The organism is Streptomyces sp. NPDC045287, assembly GCF_056432325.1.
Map to the genome: position 1 here is coordinate 180,860 of NZ_JBWKJG010000011.1, position 26,182 is coordinate 207,041.

The window sequence follows — 26,182 nt, forward strand, 5'->3', positions numbered from 1 at the left end:
GCCCCCTACCGGCCAGGAGACCCCCGCAATGTCGAATTCTTCGCCTATCAGGGCTACTTGAGGTGCGGTGGGGTGACGCCGGGGAAGCGCGCGGCCCGGCGCGTCGGGTGGACGCGCCGGGCCGCGGGGGGGCTCACGGGATCACCGGGTGGTGAACACCAGTGCCAGGTAACGCGTTTCCTTCACCACCGTCGACGGCTTGGAGACGAAGTAGTCGGCCAGGTACAGCCGTCCGTCGCGGTAGAGCATGTCCTCGCGCTCGGCGAGGCTGCGCTCGGCGTTGCTGATCGCCCGGTCCACCGGGGTCTTCAGCAGCACGGTCTCCTTGAACGTCCCGCCGTCGACGCTGACGATCTGGCCGCCGCGTTCGTAGCCGGGCGTCTTGTAGGCGATGAGGTTGCCGCCGTCCATCCGTACGGGGAACACCTGCGTGTTGGTGCCCGAGTCCAGTTTCTGGCCGGTGAGCTTGCCGGTGGCCAGGTCGAAGGCGACGATCTCGTTGACGCGGTTGTAGTCCTCGCCGGAGCCTTCGTGGGCTTCGGTGGGGACGTACAGGCGGCCGTTGCCGACGACGAGCTTCTCGCAGTTCTCCACGTCGGTGGAGCGGCACTTGCCCGCGTACCGCTCGGCGTCCGCGGTGATCTTCGCCTTCAGCTTGCCGGTCTTCTCGTCGAGGGAGAAGAAGTCCGAGATGCCGGAGCCGTCGCCCGCCGTGTCCCCCACGTCGGCCGCGACGACCAGCGGCCGGGTGGAGACGATCGACGCGTACTCGACGCCCGTCGGCATCTTGTACGAGGAGAGCGGCGCGCCGGTGACGGGGTCGAGGTTCTGGATCGTCACGTACTGGTTGTCGGTGTCGCCGCACTTGCGGGCGGCGACGAGGCCCGCGCCGCCGCCGTAGCCCATGTCGTAGCAGCCTTCGGCGTTCTCCTGGGGGCGCCAGAGTTCCTTGCCGCTGGCCAGGTCCCAGGCGGCGCCGCCGTGGGTGCCGCCCGCGGCGACCGTGTTCGCCCCGATGGTGACCTCGTCCCAGGCGACCTTGCGGTCACCGCGGGAGGCGCCCGTGACGGACTTGGTCCACAGCATCTTGCCGGCGTCCAGGTCGATCACGCCGACCTCGGAGCAGGCCGGGTACTTCAGTTGCGGCGTCGGCTTGGACGGCTGGAAGACCAGGGCGGTCTTGTTGTCCTTGACGTGCCGGGAGGCGGAGCAGATCTCGCCGGGCAGCGGCAGGCTCCACAGCTTGGTGCCCTTCAGCGCGTCGTAGCCGACGACCTCGTTGACGCCCGACTTCACGTACGTCTTGTCGGTCAGCCACGAGCCCGCGGTGGTCACCGTGTCGGTGACGACCGGCGCCGGGATCTGGAAGGCCACCTTCGCCTGGGGGTCGGCGGGCGCCTTCTCGGTGCCGGCGCCGTCGGGGGCCTTGGGGCCGTCGTCCTTCCCGTCGCTCCCGCCGGTGCCGCTGTCGCTGTTCGCGGTCGGCGTCGCCGGGTCGTCGCCCTTGGTGGAGGCGTACCAGACGCCGCTGCCGACGATCAGGGCGACCGCGACGGCCGCCGCGATGACGATCTTCATCTGTGCGGAGAGCTTCCCGCGTCCGCCGGGGGCGCCCGGTCCGGCCGGGGCGCCGGGCACGCCCGGCTGCGGGGGCATCGCCTGGTGCATGGGCGCGGTCGGGTAGCCGTACGCGGGCGGCTGGTTCGGGGCCCCGGGCGGCGGCTGGACGGGCGGCTGGCCCGGGTAGCCGTACGGCGGGGGCGCGGGCTGGCCGTACGGCGGGGGTACGGGCTGGCCGGGCGGCGGGGTGGCCGGGGCCTGCGGGTAGCCGTACGCCGGGTCGCCCTGCGGGGGCGGGGCGGGCGCGCCGAATCCGCCGGGCGGCGGGTCCTGCGGGGCGCCGAAACCGCCGGGGGGCGGGCCCGGGGGCTGGCTGGGCGGTGGGGGCGGTTGCGTCATCGTGTGTACCTCGGGGGGATAAGGAAGTCGTCGGCGCCGGGCCAGGGCTACTCGCCGAAGGCGATCATGGTCTTGGTCTCCAGCTCGGCCTTGTCGTTCTGGGCGCTGACCCGGCCGCTGGCGATGAAGAACCGGCCGCCGGCGTACTCGTACCGCGGCTGCCAGAAGTCCCGTTCGATCCGGGCGACGGACGCCGGGTGCTGGAGCAGCACGGTCGGCTGGCCGCCGGTCGGGGCCAGGGTGGCGACGGCGCCGCCGCGGTCCCAGGAGCCCTCGACGTAGACGAGGAGCTTGCCGCCCTCCATCCGCAGCGGGAGCATCGTCTTGTCCGCGCCCGCCTTGGCGCGCCACTTGGGCTTGCCGGTGTTCAGGTCGAACGCGACGACGTCGTTGGTGCCGCGGGTGAGGCTGGTGGGCTCCGTCGACATGTAGAAGGTGTCGGCGTCGGCCGCGACGCCGACGCAGCCCTGGAGGCGCTGGCCGAAGACGATGAGGCCGCCGCCGCCGCACTGGGCGCGGTACTTGTCGTTGCCGCCGGAGAGCTGGGAGCGCAGCTTGCCCGCGTCGGTGAGGGCCAGGACGGTGCGCTGCTTCTTCTCCTCCTGGACCGCGTTCACGACGAGCGGGCTGACCGAGTAGACCTTGTCGACCTCCCAGCCGCGCGCGAGCTGGTACTTCCACTTCGGCTTGCCGGTGGCCGGGTCGACCTCCCAGATCTCCTGCTGGGGGTTCTTGTAGTCGGAGACCCGGCAACTGGCGGCGGCGACCAGGCGGTTCCCGGCGCCGGCGAAGGCGTAGGGCTGGCAGCCGTCGGAGGGCTTGCCGAAGATCTGCTTGCCGTCGGTGAGGGAGAAGCCGTACGAGTTGCCGGTGCCGGCGGCCACGACCGTGTTGCCGGCCATGGCGAGCGTCGGGTCGGAGAGGGAGCTGAACCCGGTGCTCTTGGGGACCTCCGTCTTCCAGCCCGCCTTGCCGGTCTTCAGGTCGATCTGCTGGAGGACGCGGCAGTCGGCGCGGTCGCCGGTGCCGTCCTTGAGGCCGATGACGAGGGTGCCGTTCGCGGTGGGGGCGTTCGCGGCCTCGCAGACGTCCGTGGTGAAGGGGACGCTCCACTTCTTCTTGCCGTCGGCGGTGGAGAAGCCCTCGATGCCGCGGTACATGGCCTTGACGATCGTGTCGCCGACGACCCACGGGCCGTACACGTTGGCGCCGTTGCGCGGCAGGTCCACGTCGTTCTTGAGGAGCCACTCGACCTTGGCCTCGCCGGGCTGGCGGCCCGCGTTCAGGTCGTCGTTCCCCTCGCGGCCGCCGCCGGTGCCGTCGCCCTTGTCGACGGACGCGGACGCGGTCGGCTCCGGTGCGGGGCCGGTCGGCTGGGTGTTGGTGGTCCTCTCCGACTCGTCGCCGCTGACCGCCCACCAGGTGACGCCGCCCACGGCGAGCACCACGGCGACCGCGCCGGCGACGACCGCGACGGTCTTGCCCTTGAAGGGGCCGCCGCCGGAGCCGCCGCCGGGCGGCACGGGGCCGCCGGGGTACTGGGGCGGGGCGGGGGGACCGCCGTACGGGCCGGGCTGCTGGCCGTACGGGCCGGGCTGTGCGTACGGGCCGGGCTGCTGACCGTACGGTCCGGGCTGGCCGTACGGGCCGGGCTGCTGTGCGTACGGGCCGGGCTGCTGGCCGGGCGCCGGGGGCTGGCCGGGGGCCTGCGGGTAGCCGTAGCCGGGCGCCGGGGGCTGGCCGGGCGCCTGCGGGAAGCCGTACCCGGGCGCGGGCTGGGCCGGCGGCTGCGCCGGGGGTGCGGCGGGCGGCTGCGCGGGCGGGGCGGTCGGCGGCTGGGCCGGTGCGGCGGGCGGCTGGGCGGGCGGCTGGGGAACCCCCCGCGGGTCCTGCGGAGACCCGAAGCCCCCCTGCGGCGGTTGCTGGCTGGGCGGCTGAGACATCAGCGCTTCCCCCTTCGTGCGATCCGCTGGCCGACCGGCCTCCCCCGCGATTCCGGCACGAGGCTCGTCGCCGGAATGGAGCGATTCGGACAGGGATGTCGCACTGTTGCGTGAGTCGAGCGGGGCTTCTTTCTACCACCCGCCCCACGCGCGCAGAGGGGCCGGACCTCCCTGTTCCCAAGGGAGGACCGGCCCGTGACGCCCCCGTTATCCGCTCTCCACGCCTTCTCTACGCGCCCCCGCACGCGCTTCGCGCGTCCGACCGCTACGCGTCCTCGGCCAGTTCCAGCCAGCGCGTCTCCAAGTCCTCGCGCTCGCCGGCCAGTTCCCTCAGCTCCGCGTCCAGTTTCGCCACCTTCTCGAAGTCCGTGGCGTTTTCGGCGATCTCGGCGTGGAGGGCGGCCTCCCGGCCGGAGATCTTGTCGAGCTGCCGCTCGATCCGCACGAGTTCCTTCTTCGCGGCGCGGGCGTCGGCCGCGGAGGCCGTCCTCGCGGCCTTCGCCGCGGAGGCCGGGGCGGCGGACGGCGCGGACGCCGCCTCGACCATCCTCTCCCGGCGCTCCAGGTACTCGTCGATCCCGCGCGGCAGCATCCGCAGCGTCGCGTCGCCGAGCAGCGCGAACGTCCGGTCCGTGGTCCGCTCCAGGAAGAACCGGTCGTGGGAGATGACGATCATCGAGCCGGGCCAGCCGTCGAGCAGGTCCTCCAACTGCGTCAGCGTCTCGATGTCCAGGTCGTTGGTCGGCTCGTCGAGGAAGAGCACGTTCGGCTCGTCCATCAGCAGCCGCAGCAGTTGGAGGCGGCGGCGCTCACCGCCGGACAGGTCCCCGACCGGCGTCCACTGCTTCTCCTTGGTGAAGCCGAACTGCTCACAGAGCTGCCCCGCCGTCATCTCCCGGCCCTTGCCGAGGTCGACGCGGTCCCTGACCTGCTGCACGGCCTCCAGGACGCGCAGCGTCGGCGGCAGCTCCGCCACGTCCTGCGAGAGGTAGGCGAGGCGCACGGTCCGGCCGACGGCGATCCGGCCCGCGGCGGGCTGCTCCTCGCCCTGGGTCGCGGCCGCCTCCGCGAGCGCCCGCAGCAGCGACGTCTTGCCCGCGCCGTTCACCCCGACGAGGCCGATCCGGTCGCCCGGGCCGAGCTGCCACGTCAGGTGCTTCAGCAGCACCTTCGGACCGGCCTGGACCGTCACGTCCTCCAGGTCGAACACGGTCTTGCCGAGCCGCGCCGACGCGAACCGCATCAGCTCGCTGCTGTCGCGCGGCGGCGGCACGTCCGCGATCAGCTCGTTCGCCGCCTCGATGCGGTAGCGGGGCTTCGACGTGCGGGCCGGGGCGCCGCGCCGCAGCCACGCCAGCTCCTTGCGGACCAGGTTCTGCCGCTTGGTCTCCTCCGTGGCGGCGATCCGCTCCCGCTCGGCCCGCGCGAAGACGTAGTCGGAGTAGCCGCCCTCGTACTCGTGGACGGCGCCGCGCTGGACGTCCCACATGCGCGTGCACACCTGGTCGAGGAACCAGCGGTCGTGGGTGACGCAGACCAGCGCCGAGCGGCGGGCCTGGAGGTGCCGGGCGAGCCAGGCGATGCCCTCCACGTCGAGGTGGTTGGTGGGCTCGTCGAGGACGATCAGGTCCTGCTCCGCGATCAGCAGCTTGGCGAGCGCGATGCGGCGCCGCTCGCCGCCGGACAGCGGCCCGATGACCGTGTCCAGGCCCTGCGGGAAACCGGGCAGGTCCAGGCCGCCGAAGAGGCCGGTGAGCACGTCGCGGATCTTGGCGTTGCCCGCCCACTCGTGGTCCGCGAGGTCACCGATCACCTCGTGCCGCACGGTCGCGGCCGGGTCGAGCGAGTCGTGCTGCGTGAGCACCCCGAGGCGCAGGCCGCCGTTGTGCGTGACGCGGCCGCTGTCGGCCTCCTCCAGCTTGGCGAGGACGCGGATCAGCGTCGTCTTGCCGTCGCCGTTGCGCCCCACGACGCCGATCCGGTCGCCTTCGGAGACGCCGAGGGAGACACCGTCGAGCAGGGCACGGGTGCCGTACACCTTGCTGACGGCCTCGACATTGACCAGATTGGCGGCCATTTCACTCCTGGGGTGGCGGGACGGATCGACCTTCCAGGGTAGTGGGCGCCGGAGGGTGCCCGGCGAGCCGTGCGGTAGCGTGCGGCGATCGTTCGAGGGAGGGACCGGGGTCATGGTGCGGAACGTGGGGCGGGGCGCGACGGCGGTGGCGGTCGCGGCGCTGCTGGCCGGGTGCGCGTCGGGGGCGTCGGAGCCGTCGGCGGGTGCGGGCGCCGGGTCCGCGGGCCCGTCGGCGAAGGCCGGGGTGAGCCCGTCGGCGGAGGCGGGCGCGAAGGCCGGGGCGTCCGCGTCGCCGGGCGTGACCGCCGCGGCGAAGGGCGGGACGGTCGGCGCGGCCGGGTCGGCGTGCCCGCTGCCGGTGACGTTCGACGTGGCCGCCGGCTGGAAGCCGAAGAAGGTCGAGCCGCTCGACGACCCGGACCTGGCGGAGCTGAACGACCTGCTGGAGCAGGGCACCGTCACCATGGCCTGCGAGATCGACGCCAAGCCCGCCGGGAACATCGGCTTCCTGCGCGTGTGGACCGACGACGCGAAGGGCGCCGCGCCCCGCACGGTGCTGGAGTCCTTCGTCGCCGCCGACGACTCCCCCTCGTCGGTCGTCTACCGCGACGTCCGGGTGGGCCGGGGCGGCGCGCTCGCGGCGACCGAGGTGACGTACACCGTGGTGAGCGAGCTCCTCGACGAGCCGAAGAAGGCCCGCGCCCTGGCCGTGGCGACGCCGCGCGGCCCGCTCGTGCTGGAGTTGGGCGGCATGGACAGCGAGGAGCACGACGCGATGCTGCCCGCGTACGAACTGGCGAAGGGCTCCCTGGCCGCGACGGGCGGCTGACGGGGGACGGGGGACGGAAGAACCGGAGGAGGTCGTACCGCGTGTCCGTGTCCGTACGACGTCCGTCTGTGAGAGGTGCGACATGAACGAGGACAGCAGGGACCGGACCGGCCGGGCGCCCCGGCGACGCCGCGGGGTGCGGCTGGCGGCCGTCGCGTCGGCGGCGGTCGCGGTCGTGGCCGGAGGGGCGTTCTGGCTGTCCGGTGGGTACGACGCCTGGAGCGGCACCGGGAGCGCGCTGGACGGCGCCTGCGAGGGGGACCTGGCGGCCGACCGCGTACGGGCGCTCCTGCCGGACACCGGGCTGACCGCGTCGAGCGGGCTGCGGCAGGACGGCTGGTACTGCTCCGTCTCGGCCCCGGGCGGCGCGGACGGCGCCGGGTTCGAGGTGCGGATGCGCAACGCCGAGGAGCCGTTCGGGCCGGACGCCGCGATCGACCCGGGCGAGGGCGCCGTGCCGCTGGGCGGCGGGTGGACGGGCTCCTTCTCGTACGGCGTCGGCGGCGCGAACCGCGCGGACGGCGCGACCCCTGCGGACGGCGCGAACCGCACGGACGGCGCGCGCGGGCGGGTCGTACTGCTGCTGGACTGCGGCGACGAGTCCGGCGACGGGCTGCTCGCGGCGGCGGACGGGCGGCTCGCCGGCGGGCGGTCCTTCGAGGACGGGGCGGCCCGGGCCCGGCTCGTCTCCGCCCTGACGGACACGGCCCTGTCGTACGCGCGGCGCACCGGCTGCGACGCGGCGGGCGGCACCGAGCGGGTGCGGGAGGTGGCCGCGCCGGTCGTGGACGCGCGGCGACCGCTGGCGGAGGCGTCCGGCACCTGCCGGGGGATCGTGGACGCGGCCACCGCGCGCCGGTGGGGCGCCGGGACGGCCGCCGAGACCCCGGCGGAGCCGGCGCCCGTGGAGCGGTGCGTGCTGGGCAGCGGGCTCGGGACGCCGCTGTACACCTTCACGGCGTCGTACGGGCCCTACGGGGAGGCGGCGCTGTCGGGCGGGGGCGGCGCCCTGCCCGCGGGCGGCGCGGCGGACTCGCCGTCGGGGCACTACCGGATGTCGGCGACGTGCCCCGGGGCGGACGGGACGGGGGTCTACGAGATCGTCCCGGACGACGGGCTGGCGCTGGACCACGCGTCGCTGCGGGCGGCGCTGAAGTCCTTCGCGGCGGCGTCCGCCACCCTCCACCACTGCCAGGCCCCGTCCTGACGGGGCGGGCGCCCCTCCGGACGGGTCCCGTCCTGACCGGTCGGGCGCCCCTCCAGGCGGGCGCCCCTCCGGACGGACGCTCCTCCAGGCGGGCACCCCTCCAGGTGGGCGCCCTTCCGGGCGGGGCGCCCGCCGTGCCCCGCCCCGCCCCGTCCCGGTCCCCCGTCCGAGAGGGCCGTCCGCGGGCCGGGCGGCGGGGTCAGCGGCGGAGTTCGACCAGCAGCCAGCCCGCCAGGGTGAGGGCCAGCGCCTGGGGGGCCGTGACGGGGACCGCGACCAGGACCGCGCTGTGCCCCTCCAGCAGCCCGCCGAAGCCCACCGCCGACAGGCCCAGCACCCCCAGCAGGCTCAAGGTGACTCCCAGGACGGCCGGCGCCGCGGAGCGGGGGCCCGGGGCGGCGGCCCCGGACGGCGGCGCCGTCCCCGGGTGTTCCGCCGCGCGGAAGACCCGCACCAGCAGCCCCGTCACCACCGCCGCCACCGCCACCCGCGCCGGGAGCTGCGCCCACCACGCGCCGGACGCCGGTTCCGGCAGCGGCACGTCCAGCGCGAGCATCGCGCCGTACACGCCGAGCATCGCCGTCAGGTGCCACAGGAACGCGGTCATGGCGATCCCGTTCGCCGCGACGACCGCCCGCCACACGCGGGCGCGGGCGGCGAGCCGCGTCCCGGGGCCGCGCAGCAGCTCCGCCGCGCCGACCAGCCACACCCCGTGGCACAGCAGGGCCAGCGTCGGGGGCGCCATGTTGGACACCTCCTCGCCGGGCATGCCCACCATCGACAGCGGGTACGGCCCGAGGGCGACCAGCGCCACCGCACCCGCCAGCCCCGCCGCGGCCAGCGCCCGCGGGACCCGGGGCGCCCGGAGGCGGCCGTCCGCGCGGAGGAAGCCCAACTGGTGGACGGCGAGCCACACGAGTGCGAAGTTCAGGAACCCGACGTACGGCACGTCCCCGGCGAACCGCAGCGCGTCCACCGCGGCGGCCCCGCCCGCCAGCGCGGCGAACGCACCCCAGCCCCACCGCCGGTGGAGCCGCAGCAGCGGCGGGGTGAACGCGACCATCGCCAGGTAGACGCCGACGAACCACAGCGGCTGCGCCACCAGCCGCAGCGCCGTGCCGGTCAGGCCGTCCCCGCCGCCGAGGAGCTGGACGGCGAGGGCCGCCGCGCCCCACACGGCGGCGAAGACGGCGGTCGGGCGGAGCAGCCGCCGCACCCGGCTCCGGACGAACGCGGCGTACGCGGGCCGGGACCGGTACGACAGGGCGTGCGCGAAGCCGCCGACGAAGAAGAACACCGGCATCACCTGGAGCCCCCAGGTGAGGACCTGGAGGGCGGGCACGACCGCGAGGAGGTTGCCGACCTTCCCGTCGGCCGTCACCGCGGCCATCAGCCAGTGCCCGAGGACGACCGCCGCCAGGGACGCGACCCGCAGGAGGTCGACGTAGCGGTCCCTGGTGGCGGGCGTGTGGGCGGCGAGGTACCGCGCGTCGAGTCCCGTTCCCGTGTGTGGCATGCGGGAAGGGTCGCCTCCCGGCCGCGGGGGCCGGGAGAGTACGCCTACTCAGTCACGCGGTGAGTACCCGGGCGCCGGGCGCCGGCGAGGTGGCCGTGCGGGCCGTGCGGCACGTGCCGGACGCGACGAGCGCGGCGGCGACGGACCCGGCGGCCTCGGCGTCCTTGACGAGGAACGCCGTGGTGGGGCCGGAGCCGGAGACGATCCCGGCTAGGGCCCCGGCGGCGGTCCCGGCGGCGAGGGTGTCGGCGAGGGACGGCCGCAGGGAGAGGGCGGCGGGCTGGAGGTCGTTGGCGAGGGCACCGGCGAGGGCGGCGGGGTCGCCGGCGCGCAGCGCGTCGAGGAGGGCGGGGGACGCGGCGGGCGCGGGGACGTCCGGTGCCAGCCGGTCGAACTCGGCGTACACGGCGGGCGTGGACAGGCCGCCGTCGGCGACGGCGAACACCCAGTGGAAGGTGCCGCCGACGGGGAGCTCGGTGAGGTGCTCGCCGCGACCGGTGCCCAGGGCCGCGCCGCCGACGAGGGAGAACGGCACGTCACTGCCCAACTCGGCGCAGATGTCGAGGAGTTCGGCGCGACTGGCGCCCGTGCCCCACAGCGCGTCGCAGGCGAGGAGGGCGCCCGCGCCGTCCGCGCTGCCGCCGGCCATGCCACCCGCGACGGGGATGTCCTTGGCGATGTGGAGGTGCACGTCGGGGGTGATGCCGTGCCGGGCGGCGAGGAGTTCCGCGGCGCGCGCGGCGAGGTTCGTACGGTCCAGGGGGACCCGGTCCGCGTCGGGCCCCTCGCAGGTGACGCGGAGGGACTCGGCCGGTGTGGCGGTCACCTCGTCGTACAGGGAGACGGCGAGGAACACGTTCGCCAGGTCGTGGAACCCGTCGGGGCGGGCGGGGCCGACCGCCAGCTGGACGTTGACCTTGGCCGGGACTCGTACGGTGATGCTCACGCTCGGGCCTCCGCGATACGGGCGAACTCTTCGACGGTCAGGGACTCCCCCCGGGCCTGGGGGGACACTCCGGCCGCGACGAGCGCGGCCTCGGCGGCGGCGGGCGACCCGGCCCAGCCGGCCAGGGCGGCGCGCAGGGTCTTGCGGCGCTGTGCGAAGGCGGCGTCGACGACGGCGAAGACCTCGCGCTTGGAAGCGGTGGTCTTCGGCGGGTCGCGGCGCACGAGGGAGACGAGGCCGGAGTCGACGTTGGGCGCGGGCCAGAAGACGTTGCGGCCGATGGCGCCGGCGCGCCGGACCTCCGCGTACCAGTTGGCCTTCACCGAGGGGACGCCGTACACCTTGTTGCCGGGGCGGGCGGCGAGCCGGTCGGCGACCTCGGCCTGGACCATGACGAGCGTGCGCTCGATGGTCGGGAAGCGGTCGAGCATGTGCAGCAGGACGGGCACCGCGACGTTGTACGGCAGGTTCGCGACGAGCGCGGTGGGCGGCGGGCCGGGCAGCTCCCGGACGTCCATGGCGTCGGAGTGGACCAGGGAGAAGCGGGTGGCCCGCTCGGGCGCGCGGGCGGTGATCGTGGCGGGCAGCGCCGCGGCGAGCGTGTCGTCGATCTCGACGGCCACGACGCGGTCGGCCGCCTCCAGCAGGGCGAGGGTGAGGGAGCCGAGTCCGGGGCCGACCTCCACGACGACGTCGTCGGGGCGCACCTCCGCGGTGCGGACGATGCGCCGGACGGTGTTGGCGTCGATGACGAAGTTCTGGCCGCGCTGCTTGGTGGGGCGTACCCCGAGGGCTGCGGCCAGTTCGCGGATGTCGGCGGGGCCGAGGAGGGCGTCGGGCTCAGTGGTGCTCACCGATACAGCCTACGGCCGCAGTGCGGCCACGGACTCGCCCCCCGCTGCACGTAGAGCTTCTTCGCCCGGTATGTCTGTTCGGCGGCGGGGGCGTCCTGGGGGCGGCCGGTGCCGCCGAGGGAGCGCCAGGTGCGGGTGTCGAACTGGTAGAGGCCGCCGTACGTGCCGGAGGGGTCGACGGCGCCGGGGCGTCCGCCGGACTCGCACCGGGCGAGGGCGGCCCAGTTCAGGCCGTCGGCGCCGGCGACGGAGCCGGGCCGCTGCTTGGTGCCGACGCGGACGATCCGGGCGACCGGCTCGCGGACCACGGCGGCGCCGGTCCGGCGGGTGTGCCGGCGGACGCCGTTGACGGTGCGGGTCTCGTACGTGACGCGGCGCAGGCCCGGGCGGCCCTGCCGGTCGACGACCTCGGTGCCCCGGTACAGGTCCGGGTCGTCGACGCGGCGCACGGCGTACGGGATGGCCTCGTCGCGGGTCTCCCGGTCGTCCCTGACCCGCAGGACGGTGATGGTCTGGCCGTCGCGGGGGAACGCGTCGGCCGGTACGGAGGTCGTGTCCTGGCCGCGCAGGGCGATCCCGGCGCGGGTGAGGGCCTCGGTGACGGTGGCGGCGTTGGTGCGGACGGTGCGCTCCCGGCCGTCCGCGAGGAACGTCACGGCGCGTTCGGTGCGGACGGCCAGGGCGAGGCCGTCGCGGTCGATGGGGGCGGAGCGGGAGCGGGAGAGGTGGGCGCCCTCGGCGCGGACGCCGAACCGGCGCAGGGCCTCGTCGACGGTGCGGGCGGTGGTCCACAGGCGGCGGACGCGGCCGTCGAGGTCCAGGTCGAGGGGGCGGCCCCAGCGGACGACGACCTCGTCGCCGCTGGCCAGGGCGGCGCCGGGGGCGGGGGACACGAGGTCGTGCGCGCCGACGGCGATGCCCTCGGCGGCGAGGAGCTCGCCGACGTCGTCGGCGAAGGTGTGCAGGGTGCGGGGGGCGCCGTCGACGCTGAGCCGGATCGCCTTGTCGTCCGCGACGAAGGCGCTGGTGCCGCCGGCGAGCACGGCGAGGACGAGGGCTTGCGGGACGAGCCGCCGCAGCCCGTCCCCGGGACGCGGCCCGGCGGGGGGCTTGGCGGGGGGCTGGATGGGGGGCTGGATGGGGGGCTTGGCGGCGGGCGGTTCGGTGGGCGAGGTGGGGGGCTCGGCTGGCGGGGTGGGGGCCTTGGCGCGGCGCGGGGCGGCCTTGGTGGAGCGCGAGGCGGCCTTGGCGCGGCGCGGGGCGGCGGAGCGCGGGGCGGGGTCCTTGGAGCGGCGCGGGGCGGGGCCCTTGGCGGGGGGTTTGGCGGCGGGCGGTTCGGCGGGCGAGGTGGGGGGTTCGGCTGGTGGGGTGGGGGGCTTAGCGGGGCGGGGGGCGGCCTTGGTGGAGCGCGGGGCGGCCTTGGTGGAGCGCGGGGCGGCCTTGGTGGAGCGCGGGGCGGAGGGCTCGGCGCCGGGCGGTTCGGCGGGTGATTCGGCCGGCGGGGCGGAGTCCTGGGCGGGCCGCCGGACGGAGTTCCCAGCAGGGCACTCGGGGGTGGGCGGGATGGGGTGCGGGGCGGCGGACGGTTCGGTGGTGCGGTGGCGGGCGGCGCGGCGGGAGCCGGCGGGGGTCCGGTGACTGCCTCGTGAGGTCTTCACGAGGCCGGGACCCTAGTCGAACAGCCGTCACTCTCCAAAGCCACTCGGCTACTCAGCGTCGTGTCGCCGTGTCGCTACGCCCGCCCGCCGCCGCTCAGTAATCGAACGCCCGCGCGGTGTTCTCGGCGATCGCCGTCGCCATGGCCTCCTCCCCGACCCCCCGCACGTCCGCCATGGCGCGGACGGTGACCGGGATCAGGTACGGCGCGTTGGGCCTGCCCCGGTAGGGAGCGGGGGTGAGGAACGGCGCGTCCGTCTCGACGAGGACCAGCTCCAGCGGGGCGACGGCGAGGGCGTCGCGCAGCGGCTGGGCGTTCTTGAAGGTGACGTTCCCGGCGAAGGACATGTAGTAGCCGCGCTCGGCGCAGACGCGGGCCATGTCGGCGTCGCCGGAGTAGCAGTGGAAGACGGTCCGCTCCGGGGCGCCCTCCTCGGCGAGGACCCGCAGCACGTCGTCGTGGGCCTCGCGGTCGTGGATGACGAGGGTCTTGCCGTGCCGCTTGGCGATCTCGATGTGGGCGCGGAACGAGCGCTCCTGCGCCTCCTTGCCCTCGGGTCCCGTACGGAAGTGGTCGAGGCCCGTCTCGCCCACGGCCTTCACGTGGTCGAGGGCGGCCAGCCGGTCGATCTCCGCGAGCGCGTCGTCGAGCGCCGCGTCCCCGCCGGCCTCCCGCGCGCCCTGGCGCGACCATCCGTCGGGGTCGCCGAGCACGATGCGCGGCGCCTCGTTGGGGTGGAGGGCGACGGCGGCGTGGACGTTGGCGTACTGGGCGGCCGTCTCCGCCGCCCACCGCGAGCCCTTCAGGTCGCAGCCGACCTGGACGACGGTCTCGACGCCGACGAGCCCGGCCTTGGTCAGGGCCTCCTCGACCGTGCCGGACTGCATGTCGAGGTGGGTGTGCGAGTCGGCCACCGCGACGGGCAGGGGCTCGGGCAGCGGCGGCGGGGCGTCCTTGGCACTCATGCCCCGATCGTAGATCGTGCGGAAGCCCCCGCCCCGGCCCCCGCCGGCACCGGCCCCCGTCGGCTCCACCGGCCCTCACCGGCACCGGCGGCCCCCACCGGCGCCGGCACCGACCGGCACCGACCGGCCTCGGCCCCCACCGGCGGCGTCACCTCCGGTGGAACAGGTGCGGCAGGTGCCTGCGGCGCGGCTCCGGCTCCCCCACGCGGGTCGCCCCGGACGGACCGGCCGCCTCCGGTCCCGCCGCGGCGTCCGCGCCGGGCGGCGGCTTCTCCTCCAGCTCCTGGCCGATCGGCCCGGCCGTCGCCACCGGGATGGCGGCCCTCCGGAGCGTCGCGCCGGACCCGGCGGCCGGGTGCTCGCCGTGGTCGAGCACCGTCGAGATCCGGCCGGGGCCCATGATGCGCACCACGTGCCGCCCGCAGTTGGGGCACGTCGGTTTCGACAGGGGCGAGGGCACGCGCCGGCCCTCGCTGCGGTAGACGACGAAGTCGTGACCGGTGATGTCCGTGTGGTGCTCGATGTCGTACGCCTGCTCCCAGCCGTAACCACACCTCATGCAGGCGAAGGCGTACGCCTCGTGGCCGACCGGGATGCTGGAGGTCTCGCTCATGCCGGTTCCTTCCCACCGCCGCGGTGGACGCCTTCGCTGGCGGCGTGCCTCAACGGGTGAGAGCTGTGCTTTTCACGATAGCTCTTTGCCCGCGTTCGGGCTGTTTCCTCCGGCGTTCTTCGCCGCGACGACGGCGTCGAACACCTCCCGCTTGGGCAACCCCGCCTCGGCGGCGACGGCGGCGATCGCCTCCTTGCGCCGCTCCCCCGCCTCCTCCCGCACCCGGACCCGGCGGACCAGCTCGGCCGGGTCGAGGTCGGCGGGCCCGGACGCGGGGGCGCCCTCGACGACGACGGTGATCTCTCCCCGTACGCCCTCGGCGGCCCACGCGGCCAGCTCCCCGAGGCCGCCGCGCTTGACCTCCTCGTACGTCTTGGTCAGCTCCCGGCACACGGCGGCGCGCCGGTCCGCGCCGAACACCTCGGCCATCGCGGCGAGCGTGTCGTCGAGGCGGTGCGGGGCCTCGAAGTAGACGAGCGTGCGGCGCTCGGCGGCGACCTCCCGCAGCCGGGCGAGCCGCTCGCCGGCCTTGCGGGGCGGGAAGCCCTCGAAGCAGAACCGGTCGACGGGCAGGCCCGACAGGGCGAGCGCGGTGAGCACGGCGGACGGGCCGGGCACAGCCGTGACCTTGATGTCCCGTTCGACGGCGGCGGCCACCAGCCGGTAGCCGGGGTCGGAAACGGACGGCATGCCCGCGTCGGTGACCAGCAGCACCCGGGAGCCGCCCGCGAGGGCCTCGACCAGCTCGGGCGTCCGCGCGGCCTCGTTGCCCTCGAAGTACGACACGACCCGGCCGCGCGGCTGCACGCCGAGGGCCTGGGTGAGGCGGCGCAGCCGGCGGGTGTCCTCGGCGGCGACGACGTCGGCCTCCGCCAGCTCGGCGGCGAGGCGGGGCGGGGCGTCGGCGACGTCGCCGATCGGGGTACCTGCGAGTACGAGCGTTCCTGTCACGGGGCCATCCTCGCAGCCGCGCGGGCGGCCCGGCCGGGCGAGTCGCGCGGGCGCGTTCCCTACGATGGCGCGGTGACCAGTACTGCGCCAGAGGCCCTGCACGGACAGGACGGCCCGGGCGGGCCCGCCGCCGGCCCCCTCGGGGGACACGAGCCGCCCTCGTGGGAGCGGCGCCTGCGCCGGTTCGGGTACGCCCCGCGCGGGGTGCCGGGGCTGCGGGAGCGGCTGGTGCCGCCGTACGCGCGGGCGTCGCTCCGCCCGTGGGCCGGGCTCGGGCTGCCGCCGCGGGCGGCGCGGGTCCTGCTGCGCCTCGCCCCGTGGGGCGGGCCGCTGCTGGTGGCGCTGGTCGCGGGCGTGCTGCGGTTCTGGAACCTGGGCTCGCCGCACGCGGTGATATTCGACGAGACGTACTACGCCAAGGACGCCTGGGCGCTGATCCACAACGGCTACGAGGGGTCGTGGCCGAAGGACGTCGACAAAACGATCCTGGCGGACCCCGGCGCCGTCCAGGTCCCGGTGGACCCGGGCTACGTGGTCCACCCGCCGGTCGGCAAGTGGGTCATCGGGCTCGGCGAGTGGCTGTTCGGGTTCGACCCGTTCGGCTGGCGCTTCATGGTGGCGGTGTGCGGCACGCTGTCGGTGCTGATGCTGTGCCGGATCGGGCGGCGGCTGTTCCGGTCGACGTTCCTGGGCTGCCTGGCGGGCGGTCTGCTCGCCGTCGACGGGCTGCACTTCGTGATGAGCCGCACGGCCCTCCTCGACCAGGTGCTGATGTTCTTCGTGCTGGCCGCGTTCGGCTGCCTGCTGGTGGACCGGGACTGGGCGCGGCGGCGGCTCGCGGCGGCCCTTCCGGTCGACGGGGACGGGGTCCTGCGGCCGGACGCGCGGATCGCGGAGACCCTGCGGCTGGGGTGGCGGCCGTGGCGGCTGGCGGCCGGTGTGGCGCTGGGCCTGGCCGCGGCGACCAAGTGGAACGGCCTGTACGTCATGGCCGCGTTCGGGCTGCTGACCGTGGCGTGGGACGTGGGCGCGCGGCGGGTCGCCGGCGCGCGGCGCCCGTACGCGGCGGTGCTGAAGCGGGACGTGCTGCCGGCGTTCACGTCGACGGTGCCGGTGGCGCTGGTCGCGTACGTCGCCTCCTGGACCGGGTGGATCCTGTCCGACAAGGGCTACTTCCGCACCTGGGCGTCGACCGGCGAGGGCCGGGACAGCTCGTGGTCGTGGCTGTTCCCCGACTGGTGGCGGAGCCTGTGGCACTACGAGTCGGAGGTGTACACGTTCCACGTCAACCTCACCTCGGGGCACACGTACGAGTCGAACCCGTGGAGCTGGATCGTCCTGGGCCGCCCCGTCTCGTACTTCTACGAGTCGCCCGCGCAGGGCCGGGACGGCTGCCCGGCGGACGCGGCGGAGAAGTGCGCGCGCGAGGTGCTGGCGATCGGGACGCCGCTGCTGTGGTGGGCGGCGTGCTTCGCGCTGCTGTACGTGCTGTGGCGCTGGTTCTTCCGCCGCGACTGGCGCGCCGGGGCGATCGCCTGCGCGGTCGCGGCGGGGTGGGCACCGTGGTTCCACTACCAGGAGCGGACGATCTTCCTCTTCTACGCGGTGGTGTTCGTCCCGTTCCTGTGCCTGGCGGTCACGATGATGATCGGCGCGATGCTCGGCCCGGCCGCGCCCCGGCCCGGCCCGGACGGCGCCCCGGACGGCGCCCCGGACGCGGACGCCGCGCGCGCCGAGCGCCGCCGCACGATCGGCGCGGTCGGCGCGGGCGTCCTGGTCCTGCTGATCGTGTGGAACTTCATCTACTTCTGGCCCCTGTTCACCGGCGAGACGATCCCGATGGACCAGTGGCGGGCGCGGATGTGGCTGGATACGTGGGTGTGAGGGCTTCCGGTTGATTCCGTTCGGGTAACGGGCGCGCACGTGTTCGACTTTGCGGCATAGGGTTTCCCCAGCGGATCTTGAACACGTTCAGGGGGACGTGCCGACGGAGGGGGACCGCGGAATGCGCAGCGGAGCGAAGGTGGCGGTCGTCGGCGGGTTGTTCGCCGTCGTCGCCGGGGGCGTCGGGTACGGGGCGTACAACCTGTGGGACGGCCTGACGGGCGGCACGACCACCACCGCGTCGGCCGACGGCTCGCCCAGGAGGACCGGTCCCGTCACGGCGGAGGAGACCGAGGCCACGGCGAAGGGCTTCCTCGCCGCGTGGGCGGCGGGCGACGCGGCCGAGGCCGCCCGGTTCACCAACGACCCGGCCACGGCGCAGACCGCGCTGTCCGCCTACCTGACGGAGACCCACGTCGGGGGCGTGAAGGCCACGGCGGGCGCGCCCAGCGGGACGACGGTGCCGTTCACGGTCAGCGCCGTCGTCTCGTACGGCGGGGCCCGCGTTCCGTGGACGTACGCGTCGCGGCTCACCGTCGTGCGGGGGCTCTCCACCGGGCAGCCGCGCGTCGACTGGTCGCCGGCCGTCCTGCACCCGGAGCTGAAGGACGGCCAGGCGCTGCGGGTGACCTCGTCCGGGGCGCCCGCCATCAAGGCCGTCGACCGCAACGGCGCCGAGTTGACGGCGGAGCGGTACCCGTCGCTCCGGCCGGTCCTGGACGAGCTGCGCAAGCGGTACGGCGCCCGGGCGGGCGGCACGTCCGGCGTCGAACTCGTCGTCAGTGGCGAGGGCGAGGCCGCGGACCGCACGCTGCTGACGCTGCGCGGGGGCAAGCCGGGCGAGGTCCGCACGACGCTGGACGCCGGGGTGCAGGCCGCCGCCGAGAAGGCGGTGAAGCGGTACGCCGAGTCCTCCGTGGTCGCGATCAAGCCGAGTACGGGCGAGATACGCGCGGTCGCCAACAACCGGAAGGACGGCTGGAACGCGGCGTTCCTCGGCAAGCAGGCCCCCGGATCCACGATGAAGATCGTCACGGCGGCGCTGTTGCTGGAGAAGGGCCTCGTGGCCGCGGACCGGGTCGCGGAGTGCCCGTCCGAGGCGATGTACCAGGGCACCACGATCAGGAACCTGGACGGTTTCTCCCTCGCCGGCAGGACGTTCACGGAGAGCTTCGCGCGCTCCTGCAACACCGCGTTCGTCAAGCTCATCGACGACGTGGACGACGACGCCGCCCTCGGCAAGGAGGCGCGGGACGTCTTCGGCATCGGGATGAACTGGCAGACGGGCGTGCCCACCTCGGACGGGTCCGTGCCCGCCGAGACGGGCGGGGTGGCCGCCACCCAGTACATCGGGCAGGGCACCGTCCAGATGAACGCCCTGAACATCGCCTCCATCGCGGCGACCGCGAAGAACGGCGCCTTCAAGCAGCCGGTCATCGTCTCGGCCGCCCTCGACGGCCGGGAGATCGCCGTGGCGCCCCGCGGCATGGACGGCTCGGCCGCCCGCCAACTGCGCGACATGATGCGCGCGACCGCCCGCGGCTACGGCACGGGCGCGGACGCGATGGCGGGCGTGAGCGGCGACAAGGGCGCGAAGACCGGTTCGGCGGAGGTCGACGACCAGGGGCAGGCGAACAGTTGGTTCGCTGCGTTCGCCGACGACCTGGCCGCCGCGGCGGTGGTCCAGGCGGCCGGGCACGGCGGCGACGCGGCGGGCCCGCTGGTGGCGTCCGTACTGAACGCGCGGTAACCGCCCCGCCGAACGTCACCGCCGCGCCCGGCCCCACGCCGGCCGGCCCGGCGGGGGCCCGGCCCGATGGGGAGCCCGGCGGGGCACGCCCGGTGCATCCGGCACGTCCGGCTCCACGGGGCACCCGGCGCGTCCGGCTCGGCAGCGCACCCGGCACGGCGGGGCCCAGCTCGGCGGAGAGCCCGGCACGGCGCGCATCGCGGCGGCCGGGCCGATGGCGGCGGGCATCGAGCCGGGAGCGGGCTGGTGCCGCACACCGGGTGGGCCACCGCGCCGGGTGGGCCACCGACGCCGCGTACGGCCGCCGCGCCGCGCGTGCGGCGGCGCGGCGGCGCGGCTCACCCCTCGGTGGGAGTGCCCAGTTCGGTCACCGTGACCCAGGCGAACTCCTGCCCGGTGCGCGGGGCGCGGCTGTTGCCCCAGTCGTCGGTGGCGACGACCGCGTACAGCACCGTCTCACCGTCCTGCGTCGCCTTGTGCAGGTAGCTCGTGTCGGTCTCGTTCAGCCAGGCGATCTGGCCGATGGCCCACGCCCCGTCCTCACTGCCGATGGGGCCGTCGCCCAACCAGGTGGCCCTGTACACGTCGTACCGCTTGAGGTCCGGCTCCTCGTTGGGCTTCCACTCCAGCAGTACGCCGTCCTCGCGGGGCGTCGCGGTCAGGCCGGTGACAACGGCCGGGGGCACGCGGTCGCCGGGGGTGGTGTGCGTGACGGCGGCGGCGCGGGTCTCGTTGCCCGAGCGGTCGACGGCGGCCAGGACGTACTCGTACGTGGCACCGTACTCGGCATTGCTGTCCTCGTACGCGAACGTGTACGGCCGGGTGGTGTTGTCCACGACCCTGCCGATGCGGTCCACGGCCAGCTCCCCGTCGCGGTAGAGGCGATATCCGGCCACGTCGTCGCTGGTGGACCCGGACCACTGCAGGTAGACGCCGTAGCGGCTGTCGGCGGTGGTCACGCCGGTCGGCGGGGCGGGCGGGTGGTCGCCGCGGGTGACGGTCAGGTCGGCGGACCGGATGGAGGCGTTTCCGGCGGCGTCGACGGCGCTCACCGAGTAGGTGTAGTCGGCCCGTTCGGGGGCGGTCGTGTCCGTCCAGGTGGGGGACGTGACGGTGGCGGCCTCGACGACGGGCTGGGTCTCCCCGTTCACGGGGCGTTTCTGCCGGAACACGGTGTACCGCGCCGCGTCGGGCACCGCCGTCCACCGGAGCGTCACCCCGCCCCGCGCGTCGGCGCCGGTGAGGCCGGTCGGGGAGGCGGGCCGGGTGCGGTCGACGCTGACGACGGACCGGTCGGCGCTGCCCGTCGACTCGTTGCCGGCCTTGTCGACGGCGCGGACCTCGTACAAGTACGTCTCGCCGGTGGCGGGCGGGAGGTTCGCGTACGTGTCGGACGTGACGAGGCCGGTGCCGCTGACCCGCGACCAGGCGGTGGAGGTGGCGGGGCGCCGGTACACGCGGTACCCGGCGATGTCCATCTCCTTGTTGCGGAGCCACACCAGGGTGGCCCTGTTGATGGTCCGGTCGTGGCTGACGGCCAGGCCCGTGGGGGCGAGCGGGCGGACCTTGTCGACGGTGGAGGCGGTGCGGGGCGCGTAGGTGAACTTGACGTTCGCGGCGCCGGTCCAGGCGGCGAAGTCGACGCGGATCGTGTGGGAGCCGGCCGGGAGGGAGAGGTTGAGCGTGCGCCGCTGGGTGGCGGTGACGTTCCGCCACGCGTCGATCTTGCGGACGCCGTCGACGTACACGCGGACGCCGTCCTGCGACTCGGCGGTGAAGGTGAAGGGGCCGCCGGAACCGAAGTCGCGGGTGAGGGTCCAGCGGGCGGAGAAGTTGTCCTTCGGCAGCGTGACGCCGGGAGGGTCGCCGAGGCCGTAGTTCTGGTTGAGCGCGCTTTCGCAGAAGGTCGCCTTCGGCGTGCCGCTCAGCGTCGTGTTGGCGTAGAACTGCACCCGCCACTTGGGCGAGGAACAGACGGAGGCCGCGGCGGCCGGGGTGGCGGTCAGCAGACCGCCGGTGACGGCGAGCACGGCCGTGGTGGCCAGCGCTCCCGCCCTGGTGCGAGTGATCACAGAAGGGTCGACCTTTCAAGCCCACGTCAGTAGGGACGGCATACGTGGGGGGGCGGCGGTACGGGTGGGGCCGGTGTTTCCGCCAGGGCGCGAATGCTACAGCCGTGTCATGCCCGTGCCCACGCCAGGAGGGCGTACCGCTCGTCGTCGACGGGCCGCCCCCACAGCGCGGCGTCCCCGTCGAGCCGCTCGACGCGCAGGTCGCGGACGAGCGGCGCGACGACGCCGGCCAGTACCCCGGCGGACACGCCCCCGCCCCAGGGCAGCGCCTCACCGCCGGGGACGTACGGCTCGGGCTCCCGCCCCGCCTCGCCCCACCGCCCCTCGACCAGGACGAGCCGCCCGCCGCTCCGCAGCAGCCCGGTCCACGCGCGGAGGGCGGCCTCGGGCTCGGGGAGGGTCCACACGAGGTGCCGCACGAGGACGACGTCGAACCGCCGCTCCCCCACGGGGGGCCGCGCGGCGTCCCCCACCAGGAACCGCCCCGACAGCCCCGCCGCCGCGAACTTCGCCCCGGCCCGCGCCACCATGCCCGGTGCGAGGTCGACCCCGGTGACGCGGTGCCCGTCCTCGGCGAGGACCAGCGCGAGGGAGCCCGTACCGCACCCCGCGTCGAGCACGTCGCACGCCCCCTCCGGCAGCCACCGCCGCAGCCGGTCCCGCCAGGCGCCGCGGGTACGGGGGTCGAGGAGCCCGTGGTCGGGCTCGTCGTCGAACGAGGCGGAGGCGGAGTCCCAGTGGGCGGCGATGGCGGCGTTCAGTCCGGTCATCGGGGCATCGTCGCACCGCCCACCGACAACGCCCCCGGAAAACACCTCGTACTCCTCCGCCGCACGGCACTAGCCTTCCGTCCCATGACCACCCCTCCTCCCCCCGCCCTGCGGACGATCCACGGCACCCCCGTCTGGATGTGCCCCGCCGAGGGCCCGCCCGTGGCGGGCGAACAGGACGCCCTGGACCTGATCGGCGACGCCGGCTACTGGGGCGCCCGGTGGGTCGTCGTTCCGGTCGCGCGCTTCGACGAGGCGTTCTTCCGCCTGCGCACGCGCGTGGCGGGCGACGTCGTCCAGAAGTTCGTGAACTACCGCATGGGGCTGGTCGTCCTCGGTGACGTCTCCCGCCACACGGAGGGGAGTCCGGCGCTGCGGGACTTCGTCCGCGAGTGCAACAGGGGCACGCAGACGTGGTTCGTCCCGACCCTGCGGGACCTGACGGACCGCCTGGAGCCCTGAGCGACCGGGACGGGGGCGAGACCGGGACGGCTGGGGCGGGGGCGGCCGGTGCTGTGGCCGGGACCGGGGCGGGAGCGGTCGGGGTCGGGGACGGTCGGGGCCGGGGGTGAGGCCGGGACGGGGGCGGCCGACCGCTCAGCGCGGATCGCGCGCGCAGCGGGGGCAGAGGCAGGGCGGCCAGACGCTCGACCCCAGCGGGCCCGGGCGGTCCGTGACGCGGTAGGCGCGCGGGGCGCCCCAGGTGCGTCCCCCGTCCCGGGAGACCCGCAGGGTGAGCGACCGCAGGGGCTCGCCTTCCGTGCCCGACGTGCCCGCCGCGCCTTCCGTGCCCGCCGCGCCTTCCGCACCGGTGTTCACCGCGGCGCCGTCCGGTGCTCGTGGTTGCGCAGCTCGACGTTGCAGTCGGACACCTTGGACAGGTCGCCCCGCCGCCGCGCGGCGGCGCGCTCCGCCACGAGGGCGGCACACACCCGGCAGCCGGGCGTGCCCTTCGGCTCCGGCACGGGCAGGGCGAGGTGTACGGGGCCGTCCATGGCCGTCGTCGTCCGCATGGACGGGACGCTAGGGAGGGGAAGTTGAGGAGCGCTACGGAATGTTCTCAATTGTTCTCGACCAACGGGGCAATGTTCCCCCACGGTCCCCCGTGTTCCGCGGAAACCAGTACCGCACGATGGGTCACATCCGGAAGGCTGAGCGGAGTCGGCCTACCGGAAGGATGTGTTCATGGCACGGCGTTTACGCTTCAACGGCACTGGTAGCGGCGAGGGCGGCTGCCCCAGCATTCACGAGGACCTGGACAGCGGCGAGATCATCGTGCACGGGCCGCCCCTGGACCCCGAGGACGTCGGGCGGCTGCGGCACCTGTCGCCGGGCGAGGTGCCGATCGTCGTACCCCGGGAGCTGCTCGTCGACTTCGGCCCCAAGGAAGTGAACCGCGTGCCTCGCATCATCGACCTCAAAGCGTTCGGCAAACTCTTCGAAGTGTTCGAGCACACGGCGTGGCGGTTGGAGACACGGCGACGGTACGCGTCGGACGAGGCGACGGAGACGTACGCCCAGTTCCTCCGCGGGCAGACTCCGTCCTGGGACCTCAACAGCCCTTGGGCGACCACCATCCGGAAGAAGACGTCCGAGGGAGCGACGGTGGGCCGGGTGCGCGTGGTGGACCGGCAGCCGACGCCCGGGCAGCGCTACCTCCTCGCCCACGCGGAGAAGAACACCGCAATCGGCGAGGACATCCGGAACATGTGGCGGGACGACGCCGAACGCCTGGACCTACCGGCCGAGGACTTCTGGATCTTCGACTCCCGGCTCGTCGCGCTGCTCAACTTCGACGACGACGACAACCTGGTCGACGTCGAACTGATCACCGAACCCGCAGAAGTCGTCCGCTACGCCCAACTCCGCGATCGGGCATGGCATTACGCCGTGCGGCGCGAGGCGTTCGCCACGGAGGTCGCCGCCATCGAGTAGGGGGTTACCGTGTACCAGTGAGCACGGACTTCCAGCAGGCACGTGAGGCTCTCGGCGCGAGGCTCAAGGAGCTGCGTCTGTCCGGGCCCGGCGGCCGGCTCACCGGTATCGCCCTCGCGAAGCGGCTGGGCTGGCCGCACTCCAAGGTGTACAAGTTGGAGAACGGCCGTCAGACGGCGACGGCCGAGGACCTGCGGGCCTGGTGCGAGGCCGTCGGTGCGCCCGACGCGCTGGACGAGTTGCGTGCGCGACTCAACGGACTGGAGTCCCGGCAGCGTTCATGGCGTCGGCAACTGGCCGGTGGGCACCGTCCCGTGCAGGAAGCCCACAACCATGCGCACGCCGACGCGTCGGTGCTGCGCGCGTGGGAGTCGTCGTGGGTCGTGGGCGTCCTGCAGACCCCCGACTACGCACGTGCCGTCCTGTCCCGCTTCGCTGAGCTGCACCGCTCGAAGCGGGACGTCGAGGAGGCGGTGCGCAGCCGCATGAAGCGGCAGGAAGGGCTGTACGACGCGCGCAGGCGGTACCACATCCTGCTCTGGGAAGGCGTCCTCCGCTCCCGGATCTGCCCGACTTCCGTGCTGGCCGCGCAGCTCGACCGGCTCAGCGGTGTGATCGGGCTCGACACCGTGGAGCTGGGCATCGTCCCCTTCGGCTCCGCCCTGAAGCTCCCACCCGGCACGGGGTTCTGGATCTACGACGACAAACAGGTGGTCGTCGAGACCTGGCACGCCGAACTGTGGCTCGACGACGAGGCCAGCGTCGTCACGCACCAGCGGGTCTGGCGGACCCTGCGCGAGTCCGCCGTCTTCGGAACCGAGGCCCAGCGGGTGATCCACGAGGCCCGCCGGGAGTTGGACGGCCAGTAGGGCGGCGCGTCGGGCGCGGCGCTCCCCGGCCGGTTACCCGTTCGCCTTCCGCACCGCCCGCACCAGGGCCTGGGCGCGGGGGTCCGCGGTGACGCCCTTGCGCATGCCGTTGGTGACGTAGGCGAAGGCGATGCCCGACTCCGGGTCGGCGAAGGCGAGGGAGCCGCCCCTGCCGGGGTGGCCGAAGGAGCCGGGGGCGAGGAGCGGGGACGCCGGGCCGTGCAGCATGTAGCCGAGGCCGAAGCGGGTGCCGACGACCAGGACGCGGTCGGGGCCCGCCGACTCCTCCGTGCGGGCCAGCGCCAGGGTCGCCGGGGCGAACAGGCGGTGGCCGTCCACGGGGCCGAGCAGCGCCGCGTAGAACCGGGCCAGGGCGCGTGCCGTGGCGATGCCGCCCGAGCCGGGCAGCCCCGCCGCGCGGTACTCGGGCGCGTTCTCGTCCGGTGCCGGGTCGATCACCGCGAAGGCCCGCCGCGTCAGCGACCCCGCGTCCCGGTACGCCTCCGCCACCGACCGCTTCGGGCGCAGCACGAGGCCGCCGGAGGCCGACGCGGGCGGCTCGTCGAGCCGGCCGACGCGGCCGACGCGGTGCGCCTCGTCGTCGGGCAGGCCCAGCCACAGGTCGAGGCCGAGCGGGCGGGCCACCTCCTCCGCGACCCACCGCCCGATGGACCGGCCCGTGACGCGCTGCACCAGGCCGGCGAGGAGCCAGCTGTACGTGTGCGCGTGGTAGCCGTGGTCGGTGCCGGGCTCCCAGGCCGGGGCCTGGGCCGCGACCGCCGCCGTCGCCCGCTCGAAGCGGCTCCCCGCGTCCAGCGCGTCCTCGGGCGACAGGGGCGCGTCCAACACGGGGACACCGGCCCGGTGCGCCAGCAGGTGCCGTACGCGCGTCCGTTCCTTGCCCGCCGCCTTGTACTCCGGCCAGTACGTCCCGACCGGCGCGTCCAGGTCGAGTTGGCCGCGCTGGTGCAGCAGCAGCGGCACCGCCGCCGCGACGCCCTTCGTGACGGACCGTACGACCTGGGCGGTGTCCACCGCCCACGGCGCACCGCCGTCGACGTCCCGCGTGCCGGCCCACAGGTCGACGACCTTCCGGCCGTCCCGGTACACGGCGACCGCCGCGCCGCGCTCCCCGCGCTGCTCGAAGTTGCGCGTGAACGCGTCCTTCACCGGCTCGAAGCCGGGGTCCACGGTGCCCTGGACGTCCACCTCTGCCCGCACTTTCTCTCGGGGTCGCTCACCCCATGGTGCAACGGCCCGGATCCCGCCCGGATTCCGGGTCCGCCTCGCGGCCGGGCCGGCGCCGAACGGCGACTCCGGGCGGTGCCCGCGCACCGGCTCCCCGGACGCGAACGGCTCGCCGGGCGCGAACGGCTCGCCGGGCG

General features: G+C 75.0%; 21 protein-coding genes. 7 read left to right on the plus strand and 14 right to left on the minus strand.

Going from position 1 to position 26,182, the window contains the following annotated elements:
• Positions 1-141: 141 nt before the first annotated feature.
• The 3 genes from AC07D6_RS19850 to AC07D6_RS19860 form a co-directional block, all read right to left on the minus strand.
• Complete coding sequence (locus AC07D6_RS19850) at positions 142-1,959, minus strand: outer membrane protein assembly factor BamB family protein (protein ID WP_479046045.1); 1,818 nt, start codon at positions 1,957-1,959, stop codon at positions 142-144.
• 47 nt (positions 1,960-2,006) lie between these two features.
• A complete protein-coding gene (locus AC07D6_RS19855; protein ID WP_479046047.1) occupies positions 2,007-3,902 on the minus strand; it encodes an outer membrane protein assembly factor BamB family protein in 1,896 nt (631 codons plus the stop codon).
• 265 nt (positions 3,903-4,167) lie between these two features.
• Positions 4,168-5,979, minus strand: a complete 1,812-nt coding sequence (locus AC07D6_RS19860; protein WP_315880833.1) for an ABC-F family ATP-binding cassette domain-containing protein — start codon at positions 5,977-5,979, stop codon at positions 4,168-4,170.
• Between the two features lie 112 nt (positions 5,980-6,091).
• On the opposite strand from AC07D6_RS19860, the gene AC07D6_RS19865 reads away from it, so the two are divergent.
• Positions 6,092-6,808, plus strand: a complete 717-nt coding sequence (locus AC07D6_RS19865) for a lipoprotein (RefSeq protein WP_479046051.1) — start codon at positions 6,092-6,094, stop codon at positions 6,806-6,808.
• 82 nt (positions 6,809-6,890) lie between these two features.
• Positions 6,891-8,015, plus strand: coding sequence for a hypothetical protein (locus tag AC07D6_RS19870; RefSeq protein WP_479046053.1), 1,125 nt, complete (start codon positions 6,891-6,893; stop codon positions 8,013-8,015).
• Positions 8,016-8,214: 199 nt separating this feature from the next.
• On the opposite strand, the gene AC07D6_RS19875 is transcribed toward AC07D6_RS19870, so the two are convergent.
• From AC07D6_RS19875 to rsmI, 7 genes are all read right to left on the minus strand, one after another.
• Positions 8,215-9,531, minus strand: a complete 1,317-nt coding sequence (locus tag AC07D6_RS19875) for an acyltransferase family protein (protein ID WP_479046055.1) — start codon at positions 9,529-9,531, stop codon at positions 8,215-8,217.
• A gap of 52 nt (positions 9,532-9,583) precedes the next feature.
• Positions 9,584-10,477, minus strand: a complete 894-nt coding sequence (locus AC07D6_RS19880) for a 4-(cytidine 5'-diphospho)-2-C-methyl-D-erythritol kinase (protein ID WP_479046058.1) — start codon at positions 10,475-10,477, stop codon at positions 9,584-9,586.
• Entirely contained in the window at positions 10,474-11,331 is an 858-nt protein-coding gene (gene rsmA / locus AC07D6_RS19885; protein WP_479046060.1) for a 16S rRNA (adenine(1518)-N(6)/adenine(1519)-N(6))-dimethyltransferase RsmA, read from the minus strand. Before rsmA ends, AC07D6_RS19880 begins: the two co-directional genes overlap by 4 nt.
• Positions 11,328-12,896, minus strand: coding sequence for a ubiquitin-like domain-containing protein (locus AC07D6_RS19890; RefSeq protein WP_479046208.1), 1,569 nt, complete (start codon positions 12,894-12,896; stop codon positions 11,328-11,330). Before AC07D6_RS19890 ends, rsmA begins: the two co-directional genes overlap by 4 nt.
• A 187-nt stretch (positions 12,897-13,083) precedes the next feature.
• Positions 13,084-13,953: a TatD family hydrolase gene (locus AC07D6_RS19895; RefSeq protein ID WP_479046062.1), complete on the minus strand. Its 870-nt coding sequence runs from the start codon at positions 13,951-13,953 to the stop codon at positions 13,084-13,086.
• Between the two features lie 148 nt (positions 13,954-14,101).
• Positions 14,102-14,566: a hypothetical protein gene (locus AC07D6_RS19900; RefSeq protein WP_315881728.1), complete on the minus strand. Its 465-nt coding sequence runs from the start codon at positions 14,564-14,566 to the stop codon at positions 14,102-14,104.
• A 72-nt stretch (positions 14,567-14,638) separates the two neighbouring features.
• Positions 14,639-15,517: a 16S rRNA (cytidine(1402)-2'-O)-methyltransferase gene (gene rsmI / locus AC07D6_RS19905; RefSeq protein WP_315881727.1), complete on the minus strand. Its 879-nt coding sequence runs from the start codon at positions 15,515-15,517 to the stop codon at positions 14,639-14,641.
• A 72-nt stretch (positions 15,518-15,589) separates the two neighbouring features.
• Between rsmI and AC07D6_RS19910 the strand changes: the two genes are divergently transcribed.
• On the plus strand, positions 15,590-17,401 hold the full coding sequence (locus AC07D6_RS19910) for a dolichyl-phosphate-mannose--protein mannosyltransferase (protein ID WP_479046066.1): 1,812 nt from the start codon (positions 15,590-15,592) through the stop codon (positions 17,399-17,401).
• Positions 17,402-17,522: 121 nt separating this feature from the next.
• Positions 17,523-19,151 (plus strand): penicillin-binding transpeptidase domain-containing protein, encoded by a 1,629-nt coding sequence (locus tag AC07D6_RS19915; RefSeq protein ID WP_479046068.1) that lies wholly within the window; start codon positions 17,523-17,525, stop codon positions 19,149-19,151.
• Between the two features lie 338 nt (positions 19,152-19,489).
• Here AC07D6_RS19915 and AC07D6_RS19920 read toward each other — a convergent pair whose 3' ends face one another.
• On the minus strand, positions 19,490-21,223 hold the full coding sequence (locus AC07D6_RS19920; protein WP_479046070.1) for a fibronectin type III domain-containing protein: 1,734 nt from the start codon (positions 21,221-21,223) through the stop codon (positions 19,490-19,492).
• Positions 21,224-21,330: 107 nt separating this feature from the next.
• Positions 21,331-21,993: a class I SAM-dependent methyltransferase gene (locus AC07D6_RS19925; RefSeq protein ID WP_479046072.1), complete on the minus strand. Its 663-nt coding sequence runs from the start codon at positions 21,991-21,993 to the stop codon at positions 21,331-21,333.
• A gap of 84 nt (positions 21,994-22,077) precedes the next feature.
• Between AC07D6_RS19925 and AC07D6_RS19930 the strand changes: the two genes are divergently transcribed.
• Positions 22,078-22,455, plus strand: coding sequence for a DUF4180 domain-containing protein (locus AC07D6_RS19930; RefSeq protein WP_479046074.1), 378 nt, complete (start codon positions 22,078-22,080; stop codon positions 22,453-22,455).
• 353 nt (positions 22,456-22,808) lie between these two features.
• Here AC07D6_RS19930 and AC07D6_RS19935 read toward each other — a convergent pair whose 3' ends face one another.
• Entirely contained in the window at positions 22,809-23,006 is a 198-nt protein-coding gene (locus AC07D6_RS19935) for a hypothetical protein (RefSeq protein WP_315880741.1), read from the minus strand.
• Between the two features lie 172 nt (positions 23,007-23,178).
• Between AC07D6_RS19935 and AC07D6_RS19940 the strand changes: the two genes are divergently transcribed.
• The gene (locus tag AC07D6_RS19940; protein WP_479046077.1) at positions 23,179-23,928 is read left to right on the plus strand and encodes a DUF6879 family protein; all 750 of its coding nucleotides are present in this window, start codon (positions 23,179-23,181) and stop codon (positions 23,926-23,928) included.
• Positions 23,929-23,945: 17 nt separating this feature from the next.
• Positions 23,946-24,797, plus strand: coding sequence for a helix-turn-helix domain-containing protein (locus AC07D6_RS19945; RefSeq protein ID WP_479046080.1), 852 nt, complete (start codon positions 23,946-23,948; stop codon positions 24,795-24,797).
• Between the two features lie 33 nt (positions 24,798-24,830).
• Here the strand turns inward: AC07D6_RS19945 and AC07D6_RS19950 are convergent, their stop codons facing one another.
• A complete protein-coding gene (locus AC07D6_RS19950; RefSeq protein ID WP_479046082.1) occupies positions 24,831-26,006 on the minus strand; it encodes a serine hydrolase domain-containing protein in 1,176 nt (391 codons plus the stop codon).
• Positions 26,007-26,182 lie beyond the last annotated feature (176 nt).